The sequence below is a fragment of the Microcoleus sp. Pol12B5 genome (assembly GCF_036701335.1).
Lineage (GTDB): Bacteria > Cyanobacteriota > Cyanobacteriia > Cyanobacteriales > Microcoleaceae > Microcoleus.
In genome coordinates, this window is record NZ_JAUBQQ010000081.1 from 1 (window position 1) to 25219 (window position 25219).

Sequence of the window (25219 nt, forward strand, 5' to 3'; positions counted from 1 at the left end):
AAAAACATCGTCCGCAGATACCCCCAATTTGCCGACATGAGAGCCGCCCTCAGCGCCTGTCTTTGGGAAGCCGGAAATCGTGGCGAAGCTGAGAGTAATTGGGTAGCAGCCATCGGCCTCGACTCCCGCTACAAAGACCTCGATTGGGTTGCCAATAACCGCCGCTGGCCACCACTTGCAGTCAGTGCATTAGACAAATTCTTGCACTTAAAATAATCTTAAAGGGAAAGTTGGCGGTTGTCATTGGTTATTGGTTATTGGTTATTTCGACAACTGACAACTAACAACTAACAACTGACTAATTCTCGAATCCGCGCAGCCGTCAACTCTTCGACATTCCTGAAAACCGCTGCGGCACCAGCAGTTTTCAGCGCTGCAGCATAAGCATCGCAGCGCACAGAATCATCCAAAACATGAGGTGGCAAAATACCAGTCCCCAGCCAAACTCGATTTGGTTGCACTTCCCGCGCCTTCACAACCGTGTAAATATCCGCAACAGTATCTCCCGCGTAAATCACTGGCAAATTTTTTTCTAAACCGTGCAGAGTTTCCAACTGTTCAATTGCCGCGAAAAGTCCAGCCGGATCGGGTTTTCCCGGTGCATCTTCCATCGCCACCAACACGGGTGAATTTAAACTCAGTTTCCCTGACAAAACATAAGCAGCTTCATCCCGCATCGCCCCGCTAAAAAAGCCCCAAACCATGCCCCCAGCCGTTAAATTTTCCAGGTAAGCCGGACTTAACAACAGCGGTTCGGTACAAATGTAACCAGTCCAATTTTTCTCATCAGGCCCGCGATAGCGGCTTTGGAAAAATGCCACTAATTCGTCATAGTTGAGAGCGAGTTCATTTCTCGATCGCCCAATCCCCTCAAAATAACGGCAAACTAACTCGAAAGACGCCTGCCAGTCATTATTCCACACTCCCTCAGACTTCAGAGAGTCGATATCGAGAGAATTCGGACGAAAAGCACCCGCCGTGAAATGTTCCACCGCATCCGCAATTGCCCGCCGGTAGGAACCGGACACATCCCTCACCACACCGTCAATGTCAAAAACTACAATAACTCTGTTCACAACTTAACCATCCTTGTACCTAGGGCCGGTGAGAACCCAAATTTTATCTGTTCCCAGCCCCTGAGTGGCGCTAAAACCAGCCGCGCCAGAAAACTTTTCATGGCCGATGACCAATTATCGAACAGAGTGTGCTACGCTTAGCGATTGTAGAAATTTTTAACAAGTTCGATCGGAACCCTGGAGGTTTGCTTGTCCAAGTTCATCTTAAAAGTTCTCTGGCTAGAAGAGAATGTTGCCCTCGCCGTTGACCAAGTTGTAGGTAAAGGAACTAGCCCGCTGACATCCTACTTTTTCTGGCCCCGCAAAGATGCGTGGGAAGACCTCAAAAACGAACTCGAAGCCAAACACTGGATTGCTGACAACGATCGCGTCGAAATCCTCAACCAAGCCACAGAAGTAATCAACTACTGGCAAGAGGAAGGCAGACGGCGCCCGATGACCGAAGCTCAGTCAAGATTCCCCCTAGTGACTTTTACCGGCAGCAACTAAGCCCAGCTTTAATTTGCTACCCATATACATTGCCTGTTATGGCTGACAAGGGGAAGGAGAGAGGGGAGAAGGCGAGAGGATTTGACGCTTTTTCCACCTCGCCGTGAAAAATACAATTTAAATCCGCTACAGCTTTTCTTGATACTAACTCCGATTTTGGAACCTACTGGGGTTTTGGGCTAGGTCGATTTGAGATTTTAGACTTGAGATTTATCCAAAATAAAGCTCTCAAATCTGATTTAATACAATCTAAAAAGACTAAGCAACCAAACCAAATAAATCTAAAATCGGCTTTTTTATACTCTTGAATTGTACAGTCAGCTCTCAACGTAATTCCCCCGAACCTCCAACCTCAAGCCTCAAAATCCATCCGTTAAATCCGTTAAATCTTGTACACGGATTCCTTCTTCCTGACATCCGTTACATCAGTTAAACAATCCGTTGCCGAACTTCCTTCTTCCTTCTTCGCGGAATCTATGGGCGCCGAAAGTACGATCGACCAGACCGAACAGCTACCGCTGGTAGTAAATCCCGACATTCTCCAGCAAGCAATCCTCTACAAAATTAATACTCGCATAAACGCTCGCGGAGAATTAATTTTCCCCTGCATCCCAGGAATGCTAAACCACTATCTCAAGTCCATAGAAAAGCTATTTAGCACTCTCGACAGACCCCTGCCAGAAGACCGCCGAGACGAACTCAGCAAGCTATTAGCCACCAAGTTAGAACAAGGCTACCGCACCTCTACAGCATCGATGCTGATCCTGCAATACGAATCAGTGCAGCCACCGCAAACCGGTTTAGCTTGCAAAGTCATTGTTACTAGCTCAACAGTTGGAGAACAGTATAAAAGCTGGGTAGACACCAGAGAACCTCCGCTTTTCGGCTCTCATCCCGATGCAAAATTAATGACCACGGCTGCTAAATTGGGTACACCCGATCGAGTGCGGATTTTGGACGTGGGCGCTGGGACCGGCCGCAATACCTTGCCCCTGGCGAGATTGGGCTATTCTGTAGATGCGATCGAACTAGCCCCAGCTTTTGCAGAACAATTGAAAGCCGCAGTAACAGCCGAAAACCTTCCCGTGACAGTGACTGAAGGCGATGTGCTCGATCCCTTAATGCGGATGAAACCAGCCCGCTACCAGTTGGCAGTTGCCGCCGAAGTCATCTCACATTTTCGAGACAGCGATCAAGTACGGCTTTTCCTCGCTAAAATGTGCGATTCCCTGTCTCCCGGAGGCTTGTTGCTGTTCAGCACCTTTTTAACCGTCGGCGACTACCAGCCCGATGCCCTCGTGCGACAAGTTGCCCAACTCTCCTGGTCTACTTTATTTACCCCCCAAGAACTTGCCACCGCAATGGAAGGCTTGCCCTTAGTCCCAATATCCAACGAATTGGTGTTTGAATATGAACGCCACCACCTGCCGGAAGAAGCCTGGCCCCCGACGCCCTGGTTTCCCAGTTGGGCCACCGGTCGAGATGTCTTCCCAATGGCAAACGCCCGCCCGCCAATGGAATTGCGCTGGATTTTGTGCCGCCGAAGTTAAAATTTTTCTCATTTTTAGGCGGACACAGCAATCACAACGGTTAACCGGCAGTAACAGTTTCCTCAGATATTTTTATTTCAACAGCTTAAATCCGGCTAGCTGTTAATATGACGCTGCCGGCACAGAAAAATTTACAAAAATATATATTAAAATGTAAAGAGAGCGAAGTTCGATCGCCCCTGGGTGACAAACCCAGTGTCTGATTAGATCCAACGCTTGCCAACCTTTTATTTCTTGCGAAAAATTGGGTTGCTAATGGCAATCGGGCTTGCATAAAATTCGATCGTCATCTTGATGGGTGCAACTAAAGTTAAAATGAATTCAACAAACCTATTCCTCTCGATAGATGACTTTTTAGGGAATAGGATTAGCCAATAGATTAGCTCGCTAGTCAGCGATGCTGCTGAGAAACAAATATGCTTTTAACACGTCCACTACAAGCGTTTGGAGCAATCTTCAGGCACAAACCTTCCACAAATAGATCATCGATCGACCAAAAAACCAGTAAAAATTATTGGGAGGGGAATATTGAGTCCGCTATAAACGAACAAATTGACTGGTACATCCAAGTGGAAATGCTAATGAGTAACGCTAAATCTTCCTGCACCAATGAAGAGATTACTGCTTGGCTGCGGGGATTGCTGACAATTGCTTGGGCAGACGGCAACTTTGACGAAGACGAGCAAAAAATGATTGCAAATCTAACTCAGGATGAACTACACCCGGTATCTTTTGAGGAGGGCTTTGAACCTATTGCCCCAGAGGAATTAGCCGCTGTGTTAGGGAAAGACACCGCCAAAGGCGAGGATTTTTTGAGGACAGCAGTCATGGTAGCTTTGGCAGACGGTACCTACTCGCTCAGCGAAGACGAGGTAATCTCTAAATTTTGTACAGCTTTGGGGCACAATGTAGAGGCGATCGAAGCTCTGCGACACACCATCGAAGACAGCAAGTGCGATCCGCAGGGGCCCAGCAGCCAAATAGTCTTTGATGCGAATGTCGTCCCCATCGTCGGAACACCCCTTTCATCTCGGCTACCTAAACCTCACCACAAAAATGTCCTGCAACCGGTAAAAGACTGGCTCGACGGCTGGGAAATTCACGACCCAAAATTGGCACACTTTGTCTGTAAAATTATTCCACCCCAGTGTCCGTTTGAGCGAGATGTCGTGTTATTTGGTCACAAAATCGTCCACATTCCGGCGATGTGCCAAATTAACCCGCTTTACGAACAGTTAGTCGGGATGCGCTTTCGAGCTCTCTGCTATTTGGCAGATGAATGTAAGGAAGATGTATCGTCCTATTGCTAAAAGGAATGGGTAATTGCTAATTGGTAATTCATTCCGGGGCGCAGAACCTCTATCTGTAGGATGCGCCCATAAGCACCTTACCGCTATAATTAGCACGTTAAATACGTATTTGGCGAAGTCCTGTAATTAGCAATTGCTAATTTTTAGTAAATTATTTGCGATGAGTTAGAAACCTATTTTTGGCAAAAAAAAGATTTTTACAGCTCTTTGCACCTGATAAAAACCAAGTTTATTCTGTTTGCGTGCGTGATTTCTGCTAATATCAAATCTGCTTTTATAATACTAATTCAATAAAAGTCTTGGTAGAATTCTCAAATTATTATAGAGATTATTAAAAGCTTTAAAAGCCGGACACGGCAGTGCCGTTTCCCTACCGATGCTTGCGTACAATCTCTCGCTCTGCACTACTTTTGAGAATTGGTATAATTATATTTTTCCGGCAACTGTAAATCGCGACTAAACTTGCCTGTCATCCGCCGACGCGGACTAAAGGAAAAGGGGAATATGGTACTTGCATCTGGTATAATAATAACTAATGACTATTGACACTGACTATTGACTACTGACTAAATTATGCAATTTATCGATCGCGCAGATATTCAAGTCGCAGCCGGCAAAGGCGGCGACGGTATGGTAGCTTTTCGCAGAGAAAAGTATGTACCAGCGGGTGGCCCCTCTGGTGGGACGGGTGGCAAAGGCGGTTCCGTGTATATGGTGGCGGTGGAAAGCCTGCAAACGCTGCTAGATTTTCAGTACAACCGGATTTTTAAAGCCGATGATGGGAAGCGAGGCGCGCCGAAAAATATGACCGGTGCCGGTGGGGACGATCGCACGATCGAAGTTCCCTGCGGTACAGTAGTTTACGACGCGGAAACTCAGGCAATCTTAGCAGATTTAGTGACGCCCGGACAGACTTTTTGCGTAGCCAAAGGCGGCAAAGGCGGTTTGGGAAATAAGTGTTTTCTGACAAATTCCAACCGCGCTCCCGATTATGCGATGCCGGGAAAAGAAGGAGAACACAAGTTTTTGCGTTTGGAATTGAAGCTATTAGCTGAAGTGGGAATTCTCGGGATGCCGAATGCGGGCAAATCCACCTTAATTTCAGCTTTGTCTGCAGCTCGCCCCAAAATAGCAGATTATCCGTTTACAACTTTAGTCCCGAATTTGGGCGTAGTCAGAAAACCGACTGGCGACGGTACTGTTTTTGCTGATATTCCGGGATTAATTGAGGGGGCTCACGAAGGTGCTGGTTTGGGTTACGAGTTTTTGCGGCACATTGAACGAACTCGGTTGCTGCTGCATTTGATCGATATTACCGATGAAGATCCGATCGCCAATTATGTCACAATTCAGGAAGAATTGAAGGCTTACAGGCGTGGTTTAGCCGATAAACCGCAGATTTTGGCTTTTAATAAGGTAGATGCGATCGACCTCGAAAGCGAAGAAATCGGTAATTTAATCAGCCGAATTAAAGAAATTAGTGGCGCTCATGTTTTGTTGATTTCCGCCGTTAGTAGAGTGGGATTGGATGAATTGATGCAGCAAGTTTGGCAGAAACTCGACGAGATGAACGAGAAAGAGGCGGCAGAACAGTTAGCAGTCGCGAGTGTTTAATCGCTTTCCGGTTCCTGGAATTTCCGTGAATGGGTAGGTGTTTTTTTGAGGGGGTCAAATCTTTCGGCTGTATGGCTGGTGCGGCAAGGGTTTGAGCCTCTATGGTCTCATAAAATATCTTGGACATCTATCTACGAAGTCAGTTTTTACTAAGTAAATCTTTAATTTCTTCAATAGTAAATGGAGGATATTTCCTATGAATCATTGCATGACAGTTAGGACATAGTGGACATAAATCTTGAATAGGATTAACTTCATATTCTTGATTAATTTCAGCTAAAGGTATTATATGGTGAACATGAATAAAACCTTTACCTATTTCTCCAAAAACTTTTTCAAAGTTAAACTTGCAAACATAACAATTTAGCCCATAATGTTCAATACATTCTTTGCGAGCTTGATTATTTCGTTCATAAGCATTAACTTGTATTTGACGGATAGAACCTTCTTTCAAAGTTTTAGTTTCCTCTACTTTTCCGACTTCATCAGGAAATATTAGCGTATCATCTGAGGCACTAAAATAATCGAAAAGCTGTTCAAAATCAAGCTTGGGTGTGGTTAACATTTTGCCAACTAGAACATAGAGCTCTTCTTCAGAATATTCTTTAAATCCTTCATAAATTTCTTTTTCACAACGCCATAACTCTCTCTGCCACCAGCCTCTACGCCTATTTTCATGATAAGGATCAAAGGCATCTCTCAAATTTTTGATTGTATTAGCGGAAATTCCAAGTAGAGAGCCTATTTTTTCATGGGTATTGGTCATATTACCAAATCCCAATTTCTGATAAGCATATCTATCAAATCTTGAAAGATAATAAGCTACTATATAAGCAGAGGGGGAATTACAATCACCCAAGGAGTCTATAAGACGATTCCAGTTATAAGGTTTTTTCACAATTAAAATTATTCATTTGTTTTGTAATACCACTTCTCTAAAGTATTGCTACAATCGGCATCGTTAAGTTGATTTCATACAATCACCTACTGTTTATGTGGTTTGTGGGCGGGGTGCTGGATATTGCCCCATACTGATAAGTTGCTCGCGTTCGAGGATGCGTTCTAGGAGGTTAAATTGCAGAATTTTAGCGGTTACGCGCCCTTCTGGTGTCCGTGGGACGATTGCTCCTCCTTCTAGCCGAAAGTGGTCTGACCATTCCTGGAGGCGGGGATTAAAAAAGGGAGTTAGCTGTCCTGTCTCAGGGTCGATGGAAGCTAGGTCAGTTCCTTTGAAACGGTTGCAGCAAGGACAGGATAACGCTAGGTTTTCAGCTTCCGTGACCCCATCATGTTTTTCAGCAATGATGTGTTCCATTTCAAAGGCAAAGAGTGAAGCCGTTTGGGGAAATCGACAATACTCGCATTGCTCTCCGGCGCGTTGGGTGACGACGCGACGCAGAGTGGCTGGTACATAACTCATGCTTCTGTCTGTAAGCGTTTGTAGGCGTGAGCTTTGGCTAAACGGACCCAATGTTCTAACAGCAAATAGCGATCGAGTTCTACTTCCTCTCTGCCCGAAATAGTGCCGGATTTATTGCGATCGAGCAGTTGGCTCATGCGGGCTTGCAACGCAGGTGTGGGGCGGATTGCGAGGATTTCTTCTGGGCTGGGTTGACTCGCTAGCAGTTCGACGATTTGGCGATCGTCTTGGTAGGGGATGGTTTCTGCGGGGGCGAGTTCCCGAAGTGCGCGATCCAGGGCTTCCGGGAGACGATCGCCCAATTGTTGCAGTTTTTCGCCAAGGATATCGGGAACTTCTAGGATAATTTGCATTAGTGCTGATCTGAGGATGGGAATTCCCTTGATTGTAACAAAGGGAAAAAATGCCGTTAACTTAAATTTCGATCGAGGATTGAAACTGCATAGCCCGATATTTGTACAGTTGTTCACAATGGAGATAACTGGCGAATTTGCCCATTGTAATCAACTCTGATTCGGCCATCTTGGGAAACCGTAACAACCGTTTCTACCGTAAAGACTGACGAACCAGGCTTGGAACCCTTAAAAGTAAAAGTCCAAGTTCCATCGCCATTGTCTACAAAAGGCGATTCCCTAGAAATACCGTGCATAGAAGCTTCAGCTCGATAGTTGCCTAAACCCCCATTAGCCCTTTCTGCTGCTTGACGGGCTAAGTTTTTTGCCCGATTGAGTTCGATATTATTGTTGATCACTCTCACGCCGTCCGTCTCAGATTCAGGAGCAGGATTAGCATTACTCAAGGTAGGGAAGACTCCAACGGCTAAAGTTGAGAGCGCTACTAGACAAGCAAGGCGGATGTTTAGTTTCATAATACAAACTGATTTATAGTTTGATAAAGTCTACAACACTTGCCCGAAAAAACCCGGTTAAATTTTCAATTTTTAATTTTCACTTGTGAATCGGCTGGCGTTTCCCCACCGTACAAATAGCGGTAACTCATTCGAGAAATCTCCCGAATCAATGTTTGAGCTGGCTTCTCTGTTTCCGGTGAATGCTTCACCATCACCGCCACCAAATAACGCTTACCATTCGGCAAATCCACCATCCCCGCATCCGCCAGCATTGTATCAATGTTGCCGGTTTTGTGAGCAATAACTGAACCTTCGCCTAAACCTTTCGGCAGCAAAGAATCATTTCTAGTTTGGCGCATGATTTGCAAAATGCGATCGCGCGATTTGACGGATACCAAATTACCCCGATCAATCTGGGCTATGATATTAATCAAATCCTGCGGACTGGTAGTGTTAGTTCCCTCCAAATCAGGTAAATTATTGCGGAGAACCGTCGCCCTCAAACCCCAATTGGCAAACTGCTGATTCAACATCTCAGCACCTCCCAACAACTCAATCATCATATTTGTCGCCGTATTGTCACTGACAACAATCATTTTTTGGGCAACTTCCAAAGCCGAATACTTCTTGCCAGGAGCCTGGTCTTGCATATCCCCAGAACCGCCGACTATGTGTTCGGACTTCAGCGTCAGCACCTGATCTAACTGCACTTTGCCCTCATCTACTGCTTGGAAAAAAGCTACTAAAATTGGCACTTTAATTGTGCTAGCTGAAGCAAAAGCAGTATCGCCATTAAAATTTAGGTAGCTTCCAGTATCTAAATCGACTAGAAATATTCCGGCTGTCAAACTAGGATTTTCTGTTGCTAAAACCTGAACTTGGGTTTTCAAAGCTCCTAATTCTTGATTCAGTTGCAACACTTCTCCTGTCACCGCTGCTGCAGATGCGCTGTCGCCTGCATCTGGGTTTTTCTGCCCTGCGGTAGTTTGTTCTTCTGTCGCTACAGTCGATGCTCGACTCACAGCATTTACCACCGACAGCAGCGTACCGCAAATCACCGCTATCCCAACTCCCAAAATCAGCAAGCGAGTAGCGTACACCAATGGGGGCACGCTCCGAGGTGCAGAGCGTTTACCCGGTCTCTGACTCGCTTGGGGGCGCGGTTTAGGAACGGGGGGTTTTTTGGTATCTGGGGGGATTACCGTGTCTGGAATGCGAACTGGGGGCGAACTGGGACGACTTCCACGGGTTGCAGGGGGAGTGGCAGTTTGGCTCTGGCTGTTGGGATTGCTGGCGATCGAACTCACATTTTCCCGCTCCTGATTCGGATCGGGAAACTCAAACATATCAACAGCAGCGAGGCCTTTTTTGCGGGGTTGGCGAGTCTTCGACTGCGGAGTTTTGCTGGTTCTGGGTTTTCTGGGGTTAATTGCCGATCGAGGATCGGATAAAAAGTCTTGTGTAGTAAATTCTTCCGAAGATGTGGGAGAATTGGCTCCATTTCTGCTGCCGCGGCCCTGTTGCGGTGGCAAAGTCGCAGGTTCGGGCGATCGGATTTCTGGGTTGCCGTTTTGCGGTTGCGGAGGGCGGCGGCGGCCCGATTTGCCAGACTGACTTGCTTTGCCGGACTTAGGCTGCTTTGAGCCGGAGTTGGGAGAAGATATCGAGGATATCACGGATAATATCGATCCTTTGGGAAACCGCTCTGCCACGTCTTACTCCTTCATCACTAATGTAAAGTTCAAGTTTAAGATTTTTCAGCTTGCCAGCCAATCAATTTTAGATTTTAGATTTTAGATTTTAGATTTTAGATTTGCCCCAGACGCTGCAGGATATCAGCAACCGGGTTTATTGCTCGCAAATTATCGCAAAGCTTAGGTTTTTAGTCAAGAAACCCTGTTATGAAGGTGACAAGTGGGTGCAGGAAAGTTCTATGTGAAAAAAATCCTCAATCTCACATCCCCAATTATCAGCATTTCTCCTAGCTATCCATTGGATTTTCCGGCAACGCCCCATCCAGAGTATCAGAATTTGCCTCTCGTGGGTAAGTTTTGATTGCCCATTCTGTTTGGCGGAGGACGCCCCGCAGCATGGCGACTTCATCCACTGTGGGATAGGCTCTGTTGTACAAACGCCGAAATTTTTCCATCCGGCTTGCTGCTGTGTGCGGCTGCAAATATCCTATTTTGAGTAACAGCGTTTCTAGTTGCTGGTAATATCCCTCTAAATTTTCCAAGGGAGCACTGGCGAGGGGAATTGAGGGATTTTCTGTCTGACGGGTGGCAAGTTTTTCTTGGTAACAAGTTGATAAATTATCTGTGGCATCGGGTATTGAAGAGGCAGAGCCTCTGGATATGCCTTCCCAGGCTGAGCCTGGGAACGAGGCATCTTCTTCTTCCTTCCCTCTTCCTTCTTCCCTCTTCCTTCTTCCTTCTTCCTTCTTCCTTCTTCCTTCGTCCCGGTATAGTTCGTAACAGCAGATAGCGACGGCTTGGGCGAGATTTAGGGAAGTGTAGGCATCGCTGCTGGGAATGCGGATCAGGCGTTGAGCGCGGTTTAATTCGGCATTGGTCAAGCCACAGTCTTCTCGGCCGAAAATGAGGGCGCTGGGGGCTTCAAGGAGCCAAGGCAAGGCCTCTGCGGGTTCTTCTAGTTGTGTTGGCAACGATCGACTATCATCTCCTGTAGTTGCGATCGCTCTGACACACCCAACCAAAGCAGCGGGCAAACTCTCGACTACTTTCGCCGTTTCCAATATGTCGGCGGCGCGAACTGCCATCAGTCGGGATTCTTCCCCTAAATAATCGCATTGGGGATTTACCAAAACTAATTGGTGCAGACCCATATTTTTCATCACGCGGGCAACAGAACCCACATTCAAGGGCCCTGCTGGTTCGACTAAGACTATTCGGATGTTGGCGTCGGCCTTTTCGAGCATTTTTATTTGGGAGGTGTTTGGCAGAAATTATGTTGTTTCCTTAGCAACAGGTAAGATGCCTGTTCCACAATCAAATTTAACTCTTGTGGAACAGGCATCTTGCCTGTTCATAAAAATGGTACAAGATGTGAATTAGTTAATGTATTGTCAAAATTAGCATGGCTAAGCAACGATCGAAATCTGATTTACCAACAAAAATGTGCCCGGTGTGCGATCGACCTTTTACTTGGCGCAAAAAATGGGCCGACTGCTGGGATGAGGTTAAATACTGCTCCGAGCGTTGTCGTCGCCGCCGTTTCGCCGCTTAAGATTAATAATTTACGGTAATTTGCTCGATCAAAGCTAAGATTGCAAAGGAAAAATTTTAGGTTAAAAATTATGGCATCGCTACAAGTGCAACCAAAGCTAGTTATTCACGGCGGTGCCGGCAGTTCTCTACATAGTAAAGGCGGAATTGAGGCGGTGCGGAAATCGCTTTACGATGTTTTGGAGGAAGTTTATCCGCTGCTGAAAGACGGTGCAAGTGCCGTAGATGCAGTGGTGCGGGGGTGCCAATTGTTGGAAGATGACCCGCGATTCAATGCCGGTACTGGTTCTGTAGTGCAGTCGGACGGTCAAATTCGGATGAGTGCTTCCCTGATGGATGGTTTGATGCAGCGTTTCAGCGGGGCGATTAATGTTTCTCGCGTTCAACATCCGATCGAACTTGCTCAATTTTTGCAGCATTCGGACGATCGAGTTCTCTCTGATTTTGGTTCGGCGGAATTGTTGCGAGAACTTCAATTGCCGATTTACGATCCGATGACGGATTTGCGTTTGCACGAGTGGATGCAGGAACGCCAAGGCAATTTTAGTAAAGCAATGGCTGACGTGGTTGCCGAACCGGCCGGTGTGGGTACGATCGGAGTCGTAGCTTTGGATGTGCATGGACGCTTGGCTGCTGGGACTTCTACTGGTGGCAAGGGTTTTGAGCGGATTGGGCGGGTTAGCGACTCGGCGATGCCGGCGGGAAATTACGCGGCCCAAAGTGCGGCGGTAAGCTGTACGGGGATTGGCGAGCACATTATGGACGAGTGTTTGGCGGCGCGAATTGTGATTCGGGTAACAGATGGTTTGAGTTTGAAAGCTGCTTTTGAGCGTTCTTTTACTGAAGCTGACGAACGTCAACGGGATTTTGGCGCAATTGGAATTGATGCTACCGGGGCGATCGCTTTCGGCAAAACTAGCGAGGTGATTTTGGGTGCTTTTCACAACGGTATGGAAATGGGCGATACTTTGGAAATGAGCAAGGGAACGTTGATTTTTATTGCTTAAAAGGGCGATATAAATTGTCAGTATGTGGTTCAGGTACCCGACTTGTTCAAAAAGTCGGGTATCTCGCTCGGCGTTAGTTTTATATCAAATCCGACAGTCATTAGTCATCAATCATCAGTCATTAGTTATTAGTTATCAGTCAACAGTCAACAAGCACGGACGGTGCAACCGGAATCGATATTGTTAAATCCGCAGTTGCCAAAGTTTAACAGTACCATTCTCCCCGCCGCTGACGAGAATTTCGCCCAAAAACCCGATCGCCACCGCAGACACAGGGCTACAATGTCCATCTAAAGTGTGCAGCAATTCGCCGTAAAAATTCCAAAGTCTAACAGTACCGTCAAAACACCCCACTGCAAAGTATTTCCCATCAGGGCTAATTGCGGCGGCAGAAGTGATGCGAATTCCTGTTTGCAGCGAATGCAATAATTCGCCTGTTTGCAAATTCCACAGCTTGATAGTTTGGCCGCCGTGACTGACAAGAATTTGGCTATCGGAAGAAATCGCTACATGATTTTCGCTGCCAAAAGTTCGCCTCACTTCGCCTCCCGGCAATTCCCACAAAGTGACTGTGGCGCGACAGAAACCGCTGGCTGCATTGAGTCCGCTGGCTACTAGCATTTTGCCGTTGGGACTCAGGGTGATCGCACTTATGTCATCCCCTTGCTAGCCTTCCAAAACTTGCAGCAGTTGGCCGCTGTTGAGGTGCTGAAGCTGGATTGTGCCGCGGGTGGTGCCGATCGCCAAAATTTGCCAATCGGGGCTGACTGCGACGGCTTCGTGGCGGTGCACCTCTGCCAAACGCTTCAGCAGTTCGCCATTTTGCAGGTTCCAAAGTTTGACTGTGCCTGCGCGCGATCGTGTCAGCAGCGTTTTGCTGGCGGGACTGAAAGCAACTAGCAACACGGCTGTTGAATGTCCGAAAATTGTCTGCTGCAGTTCCCCGCTGTGCAAACTCCAAATTTTCACTGTACTCTCCTCAGAAGCCGTTGCGAGGAATTGTCCGTCGGGACTGATAGCCACAGACAAAATCCTGTCTGAATGGTGGAGAGTGGCTTTTAAGATGGCGCCGGTTGAGGTTTTTGGCTGCGTTTTATATCCGGCTATTTCCAGCCAGTCGATCGCATCTCTCCAATTTTTGAACGCATTTCAGGGCCGATTTGTCAATAATTCTATGTATCTGTACAAAGTTTTTGACAAATCAACTTCGACACCTTTGATTTGTTTGTTGAGAAATACCGCAATTTCGGCTGGGCTGTAGCCGCACAGCAAGCCGCAGAGGTGCCGCTTTTCTACAGGTGTCAGCCCTCTTCTGGTGTGTGGGGCGAATTCTTGTTTGGCATTTGCCAAGTCGCTGTAAAGCTTTTGGATGTCCCAGCCGGTGCTGGCGCGTGCAAATGGTTCTTCGGGTCGATCTAGGGTAGAGGGTATCATTTGCGGCAGTCGCGATCGAGTTCCTAGTCTAATTCCTAACCAAAATCCTAACATTCGCTGTGCGCGATCAAACTGTTGTCACCGCTAAGCTATATTTTAACACAGAAAACAAGGCAAAGACTTTCGGGGTACCGTGCGTTTTAATCCCGAAATTTCCAGTTTGCCACCTCACAATACATTTTAGCTTTTCTGTTCAATGAAGAGGATAAACAGATGAACATAATCGAGCAAACAATAAATTTTACCAAAAGTTTAACCAGGAAAATTTTAGGGTGGAATTGGACAAATACAAGATAGCGCAGGTGGGATTAGCTATAATGTTAATTTGTTAATGTTAGGAGGCGATCGCCTATGTTTTTGCAGCGGCAGCAAGCGCAGAGAACAGCAAAAATAACTGGCTTGATTGGCAGCCATTTGAAAGCGCGATGAACTAAAAAATGTTCTCGACAATAGTCTGTGCGTGATGATACAATTTACACAGCAGGTAAATTAGCAATTCCCGTGGTGTTATCAATAGGAGAAATTTATGAAAAAAATCGAGGGTACACCATATTCTGAACTAAAAATTCAAGCTTCTAACATCTGGCTAGACTTATTATCTAGCTTGCCTTTAATTATTGTTGGATTATTTATGGTTCACATCTCACCAAATACAACTCTAATTTGCCAGCGAATAGAAACCAAGCAAGGTAATTGCAAACTTACAGAATCCAAGTTATGGGTTTCAAGCAGTCAAGAAATCTCTCTGGATGATTTACAGGGAGGCAAAGTTATTCAAAAAAGCAAGGGTAGTAGCCAGGTTGTAGTGTTAACAAAAACAGGCGGAATTCCGCTGGGAAATGCTACTCGTTGGGGAGACAAAAATTCTATTGCTAATCAGATAAATTCTTTTGTTAAAAACACAGATATTAAATCGTTAAAGGTAAGTCAAGACGATCGTTGGTTTGGATGGATATTTGGAGGAATATTTGTGCTGAGTGGGGTGTTAAAATATGTTCATAAACGCAAAAAAATATATCTCTAGAAGTTAACTTATAAGGGATGGTACGGTTATTGACCTACCCAATTGCGACTGAAAGTCGGCGATCGAAGTTACAAAGATTGTTGATTTATCTCAATTAACGATCGTCCAAAATATATTTTCTTAAAAATTCCTACGGATTCTAAATTGTGAAGAATCTTTAAAGCTAGGCTTTCGTAATTGTTCAATTATCAAGAATTTATTAAGTCATGCTGGGGGGCTAAGAAACGGTATACCTATCGAGATTTGTGGGTATCTAAGCGAGCGATCTCCCCAGTAAATTGTGAAGTTAAATACACAGCTAGCTATCTCAAATGCAGCCACAGGTAAACTCGCAACATTTGTTATTGATGTGAACCGTAACATTTGTTGTGGGTCACAAATTTTAGTGCTAACCTATTACCAAAATAAAAGGGTCATGGTAGAGGACGACTTCAAATAATATATAAGTTAACAATTCGGCTCATCTGGGTCAGGAAGTCGATCTGTAGCCTCATTTTTGGAATCAAAAGGTGAGATAAATGAAAATAATCAAGCAAACAGCAAGTGAATTAATAATTCAGACTAAAAGTATATTTGATTTTTGGCTCCCTAGTTGTTTATTCATGGCATTGGGACTGATATCGGTGACTTTTGACTATCATGGAACAACCCTGAGCTGCCAGAGATTACAGGCCAAACAAGGAAATTGTCAGATTGTGCGATCGAATTTACTGGGGTCGAACATCAAAGAAATTGAGCTTGCTTCTTTGCGGGGAGCTAAAGTTGAAAGATGTGGCTATAAAACCCGAGTTGTACTTTTGACTTCTGTTGGCAATGTTCCTTTCACAGCTAACTCCACTAATTGGGTAACCCAAGACGCTGTTGCTTCTGACATCAATTTTTTTGTTAAAAATGCAAAAAATCGATTGCTGCGCTTAAGCCAAGACGAGCGCTGGTTGGGATGGACAGGAGGCATATTTTTGCTCGCAGGAATCGCAGTGATCGTCTTGAGAAATAATGAAACCTACAACTTCGATGAAACTTTAAACACCTTGACTGTTAAGCAGCGGGGTTTGTTGGCACGTCAAGTGATGGAATACTCTCTGTGCGATATTTATGGCGTGGAAGTCGATCAAACAAAAGATCGGCATAATGATATTTGGTACGAAGTCAGACTGTTAGTTTGTGGAGGGTCTCGCATCTCCCTAACCCGCACGATGAACCCATACCAGCAAGCAAAAATCGCCAAAGCGATTAACAACTATCTGCACCAGCAAAAATAATCAAAAATAGCCCCCAATTCACCCGATTTCTCAAGGTTGCGGACTTACGCCGAAACTGGGTATTTTACCACAATCTCTTCTAGAGTGCGATCGCTTCCGTTATAAAAACCCGGTTTCTTTGATATCCAGTGCGAAACTCGCGGGTGGAAACTCATTATCTAAAAAGTGAACACTCGTTCACTTTTTAGGTTATTTCAACTTCCAACCTGGTTTGACAACTTGCCGGGAACGGGCAATTACTAAACCATCATTCGGTACATCTTCTGTCACCACAGAACCCGCCGCTACAGTAACATCTTCCCCCAAAGTTATCGGTGCAACCAGTACGCTGTTAGAACCCGTTTTACTCCGATCGCCTATTTGAGTTTTGTGCTTGTTTTTTCCGTCATAATTCGCCGTAATTGTCCCAGCACCGATGTTGACTTTTTCTCCCAAAGTCGCATCGCCTAAATAAGACAAGTGAGCTACATTAGTTCGATCGCCTATTTGAGTATTTTTCAATTCTACAAAATTGCCGACGCGGCAGTTCGCCCCAATTTCTGCGTGTCCCCGCAAGTGGGCGTAAGGGCCAATTCGCGAATTTTCAGCAACCATACTGTCAGAAACCACCGAATAAAGCACAGTCGCATTTTCTCCAATCTGACTGTTTTCGATCAAACTGCCGGGGCCGATGCGACTCCCAGAGGCGATCGAAGTGTTTCCCCGCAAGTGAGTTTGCGGTTCAATTACCACATCCGGCTGCAACTCTACTGTATCGTCAATGGTGATGCTGTTGGGATCTAGCAGTGTCACTCCCGCCGTCATCCACTTGTCTTTTATCCGCGTTTGCAAAATATCGCAAGCTGTGGCTAAATGTTTGCGATCGTTAATTCCCAATATTTCTTGATAGTCTTCCACATCCACCGCCATCACCGGATTGAGGAAATTTACCGTGTCAGTTAGGTAATATTCTTTTTGGTCATTGTCTGCCTTCAATTCTGGCAAAATTTTCTCTAAATCCGGCCAGTGAAAACAGTAAACACCTGCATTAATTCGGTGATTTTGCTTTTGAGCTTGGGTGCAGTCGCGGTCTTCGACAATTTGCTGGACTAAGTTTTGACTGTCGGTAAATACTCGGCCGTACCCTTGAGGATTAGGCAAATTAGCTGTCAATAAAGTAGCAGAGTTTTGGTGCTGTTTGTGAATTACCATCAATTGTTTGAGAGTTTCTGCCCTCAGCAAAGGTACATCCCCATTTAATACCAGCAAGTCTCCTTGAAATCCCTCTAAGTGAGGCAGCAATTGTTGAATGGCATGACCAGTTCCCAATTGTTCGGTTTGTTCGACAAATTCTAGGGGAGGAGATTGAGGATTTTTCCCTGATATTTCTTGACCTCGAATCAGGGATTCTTTCACGAGTTCACCTCGATAACCGACGATGACAAGTCGCCTCGTAATTTGAATTTCTTGACAACTTTGGAGGACTCGCTCAACTAGCGATCGACCGCCCAATTCGTGTAGAACTTTAGGCAAGTCAGATTTCATGCGCGTGCCGCGTCCAGCCGCTAAAATTGCTATTGCTACCATTGTGCGATCGAGTTATTTGCTATAAAAACTTGAATATTGACTAACTGATGATATCACTCGCTGTCCGCCGATAGCACTGCGATCGCACAAATTTTTCATCTAAAATTTCCCATCTCGCATCCGCGCGATTGAGGATTTTTCCAGGCGGATGCTGGTTGTAGGGGCGATGCTTGCAATATCTGGACTGGCGCGCCCTGTATCAAAAACCTAGTTGCAGCATCAGTAGCAGTATTTGGCGGCTGAGCAAGACGACTTGCATTCCTCACTAAAAACCTGAGTTCGTTTGGGAGTAAGGAGTGCGAGTCTTTTCCCAAGGGCGGGGAGGGAGAGCGAGAGTGATAATTTGCATCTTAGGGCTGGGATTTGCCACGATACATTATACTATTTGTTGAATTTCAGTTAGGGTGTTTTCAACTTTAAAAAACTATTTCTGACTTTTTCATTCCTTCTGCCTTCTACCTTCTGCATTATCAGGTGTCCAGCTATGACAGAGCTTAATTTTCAGGAACTTGCCAAGCAGGGAAATCTCGCCACTGCGATCGCATCTTGGCTAAACAGCCAGTTGCAATCTGAAGGCATCACAGCCTCGGCAAATCTCGACGGCGATTGTTTGGATGTAATTCTTGAGGCCGAGCAAGTACCCATAGAAAATACATTAGTTGATTTGGTTCGCACCGAGCTGACAAATTTGCAGCCGGATTCGATTCGCAAAGTGAAGGTTGAGGGCCGAGAAAGCGGTCAGATTGCTGCTGCTTGGAGTCAAGAGTTTAGTTTAGAGAACAGTAATTTTGAACCACAAAGCTTTGCAGGAGAAGCTGTACCAAATACTGCTGTTGCTAATATGGACGATCGCACAGACATGGAGAACAATATTGAGGAGGAAAAACCGTCGGAACTTGCAGCATTTGAGAACCGACTGCGATCGACTTTCATTGTAGTGGGGCTAGTAACGGGTATGTTGGCGATCGCGGTGGTGGCATTTGTCGGTAAAATTTTGAACCAGCCAGCAGCAACTGCGGGGAATAATCCCGATGAAACAGCGAATTTAGCAACTGCACTGGATACTGCACCAGATACTTTTCGAGAAGCCGTTAACAGTGCACTCAAAGCAGCAGAGTTAGGGCGATCGGCAAAAACCAAGACCGATTGGACTACAGTTATCGATCGTTGGCAAGAAGCCGTCTCATTAATGAGAAGAGTACCAGTCTCTAGCCCCAACTATCAACTAGCTCAATCAAAAGTAATCGAGTATCAGAAATATCTGCTTTACGCTCAAGAAGCAGCCGTAACTCCCCCTCTGCCAACTCCAACTCCCGCACCTGTCGAAAAATCACCTTCGGAAAAAGCAACTCCTAAAAAATTAAATTCTGAAAAAAGAGCTTCGGAGAAAGCAAATTCTAAAAAATCTCGTACCGACAAAGCAGAACCAGATAAAAAAGCTCCTTCCCGATAAATGTTAAAACATAGATGTGAAAAATTATGACTGACAACACTTTAATCGTTTCTCCTGAATGGTTAGCCACCAATACCGACAATCCGCAAGTTGTAATTATTGACTGTCGGTTTTCCCTTGCCGACCCTGAATTGGGACAAAAACAATATCAAGAAAATCACATTCCGGGAGCTTTCTATTTAGATTTAAACCGCGATCTCGCGAGTTCAGTAGGCAAACACGGCGGTAGACATCCGCTGCCAAATATTGAAGAATTAGCTAATAAATTGAACGCTATCGGTATTAATTCAGCAGAAACTTTAGTCGTCGCCTATGACGATTCGCGGCTGGCTTTTGCGGCTCGTTTATGGTGGCTGCTGCGATATATGGGACACAGCAAAGTCACTTTGTTAGACGGCGGTTTCAGCGGCTGGAAAGCGGCGGGATATCCGGTAACAAATACTTTGCCAGACCCCCGCGAGGGTAAATTTGTTGCTCATTTGCAGCAGGATTTGGCGGTAGATATTGAGACCGTGAAAGAGCGTAAAGACTTGCCGGGAAAAGTTTTGATTGATTCGCGAGAAAGCGAGAGATATGAAGGTTTGCGGGAGCCGATCGACCCCATTGCAGGTCACATTCCGGGTGCGGTTAACTATCCTTGGCAAGGGGTGACTGATGAAACTGGAAAAGTGCGATCGGCATCCGAACAAAAACACCGATGGACGGAATTAGAAAAAGCCGAAGAAATTATTGTTTATTGCGGTTCTGGGGTGACGGCTTGCGTTAATTTACTGTCTTTAGAAATCGCCGGAATTCCCGATGCTAAACTTTATGTCGGTAGCTGGAGCGACTGGTGTTCTTATCAGTTGTAGGGCCCAGGAGCGAGATGATTGTTGACTGTTGACTGTGAGTTGTAGGGTAGCGGGCATTGATGTCAATTTAACATTAAATCCTCAGTCCGGCAGCCGTTGAAACAAGAGCCTCAAAGCGAAATTCCTCGCTATTAGCACTAATAAGTTCTTCAGTCCTCTTTAAGAGGACTTTAGCTATGAGACAGGGAATTCATTCCCTGGCGGACTGTTGGGTGAGCGGGAGGACTGACCAATTAAAAGCTTAATTTTATACTAATAGGTAGCGGGTAATCACTTCGGCGCACCTCAATGTCGTCGTAGGGTGCGCTGCACCTTACGGCGAATTAAATAATACCCTAAAAATCAAAATAAATATAAGGCAAACCGCCTTCGGGAGCCAACACCCAAACCGCATACAAACAAAGCGGCACTAACACCAATTTCAGCGGCCAATTTAACTCCAATTTCAAACCCCGACTCAACGCATAATTCCCCAGCATCGCCACAGCCAAAGCAGCCAGCATCCAAGCTAAACTCACTCTATCTAAACCCAAAGCTTCTACATAAACTTTCTCAGCAAACTGCACGTCAGCAGTGTGTCCCCACAAATGCGAAATCGCCCATCCAGAATCCTTTAAATCTGGAAGGCGGAAAAATATCCAACTACCAAAAACCATCGCCTGAGTCAACAGCCAACCGATCGCAATACCGATCGGATTTTCCCACAAAAACTCGATCCGCAATCGCTTAAACAGCACATCAGTCAGCCTGTGAACAGCCAAAGCTAAACCGTGTAAACCCCCCCACACAATAAATCCCCAAGCTGCCCCGTGCCAAATTCCCGCAATTAACATGACAATAGACAAATTGAGACAAGTGCGCCACAAACCGACTCGCGAACCGCCCAAAGGAAAATACAAATAATTGCGTAGCCAGTCGCCTAAAGTCATGTGCCAGCGTCGCCAAAAATCAGCTATGCTGGCACTAAAATAAGGAAAATCAAAATTTGGCGGCAAATACCAACCCAGCAGCAAAGCAGAACCGCGCGCCATGTCAACATAGCCACTAAAATCGAGATAAAGTTGCAGCCCGTAAGCAAAAATAGCCAGCCACAAATCCTCGCTACCCGCCCGCTGCAAGTTGGTAAAACTTAAATCGACATAAATTCCCAAGTTATCTGCGAAAAGACCTTTTTTTACTGCACCAAAGGCGATCGTCCAAAGTCCCTCAGAAATGCGATCGGGCGTCGGAAATTGCTGGGTTTTCAGTTGATAGATCAAGTTGTGATACCGAGTAATCGGGCCGGAAATAAGTTTTGGAAAAAACAACTTGTAAGCAGCAAAGTGCAGCAGCGAAGTAGCAGCAGGCGCGCCTCGGTACACGTCAATCAAATAAGCAATGCACTCAAAGCAAAAGAAACTCAATCCCAAAGGTGCGATGACGTGACTTTTCACCCAGTCAGCCCCGTTGATAGCTAAAGGCCAATTGAACAAAGTGCCGATCGAACTCAATAAAAAAGGCACATACTTAAAGCCCAGAAGCAGCAACACATTCAGGCAGATACCTATCCACAGCAGCAACAAGCGGCGGCGGTTCCAAGATTCATTAGCAATCCGCCAATCCAGAGGTTCCCCAATCGCCATAGCCAAGCAGTAATTAAACAAAGCCCCGACTAACAGCAGAGGAATGTACCAAATTTGCAGCGAAGCGTAAAAAATTAAACTACCCGCCAACATGATGAACAGCCGCCACCACCGCACCGGAACCAACCAGTAAGCCGCGAACAAAACTAACAGAAACAGGGCATATTGAAGGGAGATGAAAGTCATACCATTTTAGATTTTAGATTTTAGATTTTAGATTTTAGATTTGGGAATGGCTTATTTTGTAGGGTTTGGATTACGGGTCTACTCTTGCATTATTTTTATTAATCGAAACTTTGCTAAGAACGAGATTTATCAGGGATTTTAGCTGATCGCCGACACGAAAACAGACCCTCGGTAAGCCCCTACTATATAGTCGGCAACTGAGAACTGCTACATTTTACAGCACAAAGGTTAAATTCTGTTGCAAATTAAATAAATCTTGCCTGCTATAAATTAACTCTCTTAGGAACCATATAAAATTCGGGGAAAAAATATAATTAGGTTTGCAGCATCGGACTTCAGTCCTCAACAGCTATAATTCCTGATATCGTTTCTCTTCGCATCGGAATAATATTTTTTATCGTGCATTCCTAGCATCCCGCACAGCAAAAAAGTGATGTAACCCAAAATGTTTGGAATTCATCACAATAGCAGGTATTTGACAAGTAGTTCGATCGCATTTCCACCCTTCCCAAACCTCAAATTCGGTCAGATTCGGTATCCTAATGTCGATAAAAATTGCTTGCGGTTGCTCAAGGAGCAGTCGCATCCACCATCAGCGCCGTTGGCGACCTATATCGCAGTACAATGAATTGGTGGCAAGTTTTTCAGCAAATACGGAAAAACTATCTTCATCCTCCCCAATCAAAACTTTGGCTGCTGAATCCGCCGCTGGCGATCGCCCGGAACCCCGCAAGCTACGAAAATTTGCGCTTTTGGGCGATATTTCATCTCCCTTAGCAGCCGACATTTCCAAAGGATTTTCTTCCTCTCCAGGATACAGAATCGGCAGTGTGACCAAAAAAGTCGAACCCACTCCGGGTGAACTTGTGATTTTAATGCTTCCCCCCAGAAATTCCGCCAGTTTTTTGCATAGAGACAATCCCAATCCCGTGCCTTTGACGCCCTTCTGCAAGGGGTTTTCGAGCTGGACAAATTCTTCAAAAATCCGCCTTTGATCGGCTGGGGCAATGCCGATGCCCGTATCTGCTACTGAAAAAGTAACTGTTCCCTCCTCTCCCATTTCCGCAGCAACTCGAACTTCACCTGCTTCGGTAAATTTGAGGGCGTTAGAAATCAGATTTCGCAAAATCTGAGCAACTTTTCCCTCGTCGGTTGTGAGGATTGGAAGTTCGAGAGGATCTTCAAAAATTATAGAAACAGCAGAGTTTTGGGGAAGCAGGGGGCGCATCATTCCTCGCAGGGCGCTGAACAAATCTTCGATTTCAAAATCAGCCACCCGAACAGTTAGTTTTCCGGCTTCCACTTTGGCTAAATCTAACGAGTCGTTGACAAGTTCTGCGAGAGATTCGGCGGATTTGTAAATGTAATTTACTTGCTTGTCCTGTTCGGCTGAAAGTTCTCCGTCTAGGCGATGTAACAAGATTTCGGAAAGGCTCAGAATTGCCGTTAGCGGAGTGCGAAACTCATGGCTCATATTGGAGAGAAAGCTGGTTTTGAGTTCGCTGGCGCGGCGGAGAGATTCGGCTTTGTCGTTCAACTCAGCGTAAAGTGCCAGGACTCCGCGATTGGTATCTTCTAGTTGTTGATTTAATTGTACGAGTTCTTCTTGACGCTGGCGGAGTTCGTCTAAAGTACGTAGTAATTCTTGATTTTGCTGCTGAATTTCGGCATAGGGATCTTCGGGAATTTGGCGCGCTAGTTTGTCAACTAATTGATTTAGTTCGATCGCACTCAGCGCCGGCATATTTTTGGAAAACTGTTTAATTAATTGTACAGCCGTTCCGCGATCGGGCGCCGAGTCGATTTGCACTTCGTCCATCAAGCGTTTCGCTGCTGCTAAACCAAGTCCCGCGCCGGTTTGCGATCGAAAATTGGGGCTTAACACAGCCGCTAAATCAGCAATTCCCGGCCCCGTGTCGGAAATCCGAGTCCGAAAAATTTGGGGCGATTCCCCTTCCACAATGAATTCTACTTTGCCACCGCCTGCATATTTGAAAGCATTGCGGGCAATTTCGGAAACTGCTGTGGCGATGCGGGTTTGTACTTGGGAATCGAATCCCAGCCCTTTAGCAATTTGGCGAGCTCTTTGGCGTACTTGTACGATGTCTTGTTCAAAACGGACTTCCGTCGTCAGGATTGGGTAACTCACGCTGCTTCTCTCACCTTGGCTACTATAACTGTCATGTCATCGCGAGTGCGTTTGAAGTCCCGGTAGAGCACGGCTGCGATTAAAGCAGGATGCCTGGAGGCTAAACCCGGGTAGCGGTTTAAATTCCACTGCGCCGCCAAACCGTCGGAGTGCATGATGAGTAGGGACTGCTGCGACCAAGGATAGACAAATTCTGCTACTTTTCGCATCATATGTCCAACTGTGCCGTTGTAGGAAACCATGCTGCGGCTTTGGTTATCTGTGACAACTACACCGCTGATGTTGCCAATTCCGGCAAAACAAATTGTTTGTTGAGTAAGATCGATTTGGGCGATCGCCGCCGCCGCTCCTCTGGTATTTTTTAAAGCAGCGTGCGCCTTTTCTAAAATTGCTTTCGGCCCAAGTTTGGCGTTTTCCTCAAATACCCGCACTGCTTCCTGAGACGCTTCCTGGGCCAAATCCCCGTAGCCGAGCCCGTCTGCAACTAAAATCAGGTTTTTCTCACAGTGATTTTCTGCCGCCCACGAATCGCCGCAAATTTGCTCTCCTGCTTTCGGTAAGTGGATAACCCCAAATTCCAAGTAATTGCTGTTTTCGGATGCTTCCCGGCTATTTTGGGTCGGTTCCAGCCGCGCTAATAAGGCTGTCCCCAGTTTTGGTACAGAATGAATATCAAAAAAAGTAGAGAGGCGTTGAATTGCCCCCAGTCCCGTTCCAGGGCTTCCCGCTGTAGAAAAACCGTCCCGTAGACACAGCGCGACATTTGCCATTCCCTGCCCCCTATCGAGCGCTACTATTTCAATGCTATATCCTGCCGTTGTTTTTAATGTTCGCAGCAAAAGTTCTCCTTCGCGGGCGTGCTTGACCACGTTTTTTGCTGCTTCTGTGGTAACAATTGCTACTTTACCGCGATCGGTCTCGTTAAATCCGACTTCGGCCGCCAGGGCGACTGCGATTCGGCGCGCTTCTCCCACTTGACTTTCTTCTGTTACGGGCAGGGCTACGGCATCTATCATTTTTTATCAGTTCTCATAAGGTTGAGTCGAGGGGGGATATTATTCCCCGCCCCTCTCGGTTAGATCTGGGCGTGCGACTTTCACCGCACCCAGCT

General features: G+C 45.9%; 25 protein-coding genes and 1 pseudogene. 11 read left to right on the plus strand and 15 right to left on the minus strand.

What is annotated here, in order from left to right; genetic code table 11:
* Positions 1–216, plus strand: a pseudogene (locus QUA24_RS23790) (tetratricopeptide repeat protein); the annotation flags it as partial.
* Positions 217–287: 71 nt separating this feature from the next.
* Here QUA24_RS23790 and QUA24_RS23795 read toward each other — a convergent pair.
* Positions 288–1076, minus strand: coding sequence for a TIGR01548 family HAD-type hydrolase (locus tag QUA24_RS23795; RefSeq protein ID WP_333232581.1), 789 nt, complete (start codon positions 1074–1076; stop codon positions 288–290).
* Between the two features lie 177 nt (positions 1077–1253).
* On the opposite strand from QUA24_RS23795, the gene QUA24_RS23800 reads away from it, so the two are divergent.
* The 4 genes from QUA24_RS23800 (at position 1254) to obgE (ending at position 6039) form a co-directional block, all read left to right on the plus strand.
* Positions 1254–1565, plus strand: a complete 312-nt coding sequence (locus QUA24_RS23800; protein ID WP_333037125.1) for a 30S ribosomal protein PSRP-3 — start codon at positions 1254–1256, stop codon at positions 1563–1565.
* Positions 1566–2041: 476 nt separating this feature from the next.
* Positions 2042–3115 (plus strand): class I SAM-dependent methyltransferase, encoded by a 1074-nt coding sequence (locus QUA24_RS23805; RefSeq protein ID WP_333232583.1) that lies wholly within the window; start codon positions 2042–2044, stop codon positions 3113–3115.
* Positions 3116–3690: 575 nt separating this feature from the next.
* Positions 3691–4425 (plus strand): Mo-dependent nitrogenase C-terminal domain-containing protein, encoded by a 735-nt coding sequence (locus tag QUA24_RS23810; protein WP_333232618.1) that lies wholly within the window; start codon positions 3691–3693, stop codon positions 4423–4425.
* 573 nt (positions 4426–4998) lie between these two features.
* Entirely contained in the window at positions 4999–6039 is a 1041-nt protein-coding gene (gene obgE / locus QUA24_RS23815; RefSeq protein ID WP_333232585.1) for a GTPase ObgE, read from the plus strand.
* Between the two features lie 139 nt (positions 6040–6178).
* On the opposite strand, the gene QUA24_RS23820 is transcribed toward obgE, so the two are convergent.
* From QUA24_RS23820 to QUA24_RS23845, 6 genes are all read right to left on the minus strand, one after another.
* On the minus strand, positions 6179–6937 hold the full coding sequence (locus tag QUA24_RS23820) for an HNH endonuclease (RefSeq protein ID WP_333232587.1): 759 nt from the start codon (positions 6935–6937) through the stop codon (positions 6179–6181).
* A gap of 93 nt (positions 6938–7030) precedes the next feature.
* On the minus strand, positions 7031–7459 hold the full coding sequence (locus QUA24_RS23825) for an HNH endonuclease signature motif containing protein (protein ID WP_333232589.1): 429 nt from the start codon (positions 7457–7459) through the stop codon (positions 7031–7033).
* Complete coding sequence (locus tag QUA24_RS23830; RefSeq protein WP_333232590.1) at positions 7456–7812, minus strand: hypothetical protein; 357 nt, start codon at positions 7810–7812, stop codon at positions 7456–7458. Before QUA24_RS23830 ends, QUA24_RS23825 begins: the two co-directional genes overlap by 4 nt.
* A gap of 113 nt (positions 7813–7925) precedes the next feature.
* Positions 7926–8327 (minus strand): hypothetical protein, encoded by a 402-nt coding sequence (locus tag QUA24_RS23835; RefSeq protein ID WP_333232593.1) that lies wholly within the window; start codon positions 8325–8327, stop codon positions 7926–7928.
* A gap of 65 nt (positions 8328–8392) precedes the next feature.
* The gene (locus QUA24_RS23840; protein WP_333232595.1) at positions 8393–9985 is read right to left on the minus strand and encodes a serine hydrolase; all 1593 of its coding nucleotides are present in this window, start codon (positions 9983–9985) and stop codon (positions 8393–8395) included.
* Positions 9986–10290: 305 nt separating this feature from the next.
* Complete coding sequence (locus QUA24_RS23845) at positions 10291–11247, minus strand: RNA methyltransferase (protein ID WP_333232596.1); 957 nt, start codon at positions 11245–11247, stop codon at positions 10291–10293.
* Positions 11248–11405: 158 nt separating this feature from the next.
* Between QUA24_RS23845 and QUA24_RS23850 the strand changes: the two genes are divergently transcribed.
* Positions 11406–11555, plus strand: a complete 150-nt coding sequence (locus QUA24_RS23850) for a DUF2256 domain-containing protein (protein ID WP_333209997.1) — start codon at positions 11406–11408, stop codon at positions 11553–11555.
* A 70-nt stretch (positions 11556–11625) separates the two neighbouring features.
* On the plus strand, positions 11626–12561 hold the full coding sequence (locus QUA24_RS23855; protein ID WP_333232598.1) for an isoaspartyl peptidase/L-asparaginase: 936 nt from the start codon (positions 11626–11628) through the stop codon (positions 12559–12561).
* Between the two features lie 183 nt (positions 12562–12744).
* On the opposite strand, the gene QUA24_RS23860 is transcribed toward QUA24_RS23855, so the two are convergent.
* Genes QUA24_RS23860 through QUA24_RS23870 form a run of 3 tightly spaced genes read right to left on the minus strand, consistent with a single transcriptional unit; the run spans position 12745 to position 14049 of the window.
* The gene (locus tag QUA24_RS23860; RefSeq protein ID WP_333232599.1) at positions 12745–13182 is read right to left on the minus strand and encodes a hypothetical protein; all 438 of its coding nucleotides are present in this window, start codon (positions 13180–13182) and stop codon (positions 12745–12747) included.
* Positions 13183–13227: 45 nt separating this feature from the next.
* Entirely contained in the window at positions 13228–13683 is a 456-nt protein-coding gene (locus QUA24_RS23865) for a hypothetical protein (RefSeq protein WP_333232619.1), read from the minus strand.
* A 27-nt stretch (positions 13684–13710) separates the two neighbouring features.
* A complete protein-coding gene (locus QUA24_RS23870; RefSeq protein WP_333232601.1) occupies positions 13711–14049 on the minus strand; it encodes a hypothetical protein in 339 nt (112 codons plus the stop codon).
* A gap of 472 nt (positions 14050–14521) precedes the next feature.
* On the opposite strand from QUA24_RS23870, the gene QUA24_RS23875 reads away from it, so the two are divergent.
* Positions 14522–15019, plus strand: coding sequence for a hypothetical protein (locus tag QUA24_RS23875; RefSeq protein WP_333232603.1), 498 nt, complete (start codon positions 14522–14524; stop codon positions 15017–15019).
* A 518-nt stretch (positions 15020–15537) separates the two neighbouring features.
* Complete coding sequence (locus QUA24_RS23880) at positions 15538–16281, plus strand: hypothetical protein (RefSeq protein WP_333232605.1); 744 nt, start codon at positions 15538–15540, stop codon at positions 16279–16281.
* Positions 16282–16470: 189 nt separating this feature from the next.
* Here the strand turns inward: QUA24_RS23880 and glmU are convergent, their stop codons facing one another.
* Complete coding sequence (gene glmU, locus QUA24_RS23885; RefSeq protein ID WP_333232606.1) at positions 16471–17847, minus strand: bifunctional UDP-N-acetylglucosamine diphosphorylase/glucosamine-1-phosphate N-acetyltransferase GlmU; 1377 nt, start codon at positions 17845–17847, stop codon at positions 16471–16473.
* Between the two features lie 484 nt (positions 17848–18331).
* Between glmU and QUA24_RS23890 the strand changes: the two genes are divergently transcribed.
* Positions 18332–19300, plus strand: coding sequence for a hypothetical protein (locus QUA24_RS23890; RefSeq protein WP_333232608.1), 969 nt, complete (start codon positions 18332–18334; stop codon positions 19298–19300).
* 26 nt (positions 19301–19326) lie between these two features.
* Positions 19327–20151, plus strand: a complete 825-nt coding sequence (locus QUA24_RS23895; protein ID WP_333232609.1) for a sulfurtransferase — start codon at positions 19327–19329, stop codon at positions 20149–20151.
* Between the two features lie 335 nt (positions 20152–20486).
* On the opposite strand, the gene QUA24_RS23900 is transcribed toward QUA24_RS23895, so the two are convergent.
* The 4 genes from QUA24_RS23900 to QUA24_RS23915 all read right to left on the minus strand — a co-directional run bounded on the left by QUA24_RS23900 (position 20487) and on the right by QUA24_RS23915 (position 25124).
* A complete protein-coding gene (locus QUA24_RS23900) occupies positions 20487–21959 on the minus strand; it encodes an MBOAT family protein (protein ID WP_333232611.1) in 1473 nt (490 codons plus the stop codon).
* 394 nt (positions 21960–22353) lie between these two features.
* Positions 22354–22545 carry a hypothetical protein gene (locus tag QUA24_RS23905; RefSeq protein WP_333232613.1) on the minus strand — a complete coding sequence of 64 codons (192 nt, stop codon included), beginning with the start codon at positions 22543–22545 and terminating at the stop codon, positions 22354–22356.
* A gap of 6 nt (positions 22546–22551) precedes the next feature.
* Positions 22552–24108, minus strand: coding sequence for an ATP-binding protein (locus QUA24_RS23910; protein ID WP_333232615.1), 1557 nt, complete (start codon positions 24106–24108; stop codon positions 22552–22554).
* A complete protein-coding gene (locus tag QUA24_RS23915) occupies positions 24105–25124 on the minus strand; it encodes an ATP-binding SpoIIE family protein phosphatase (RefSeq protein WP_333232616.1) in 1020 nt (339 codons plus the stop codon). Before QUA24_RS23915 ends, QUA24_RS23910 begins: the two co-directional genes overlap by 4 nt.
* Positions 25125–25219 lie beyond the last annotated feature (95 nt).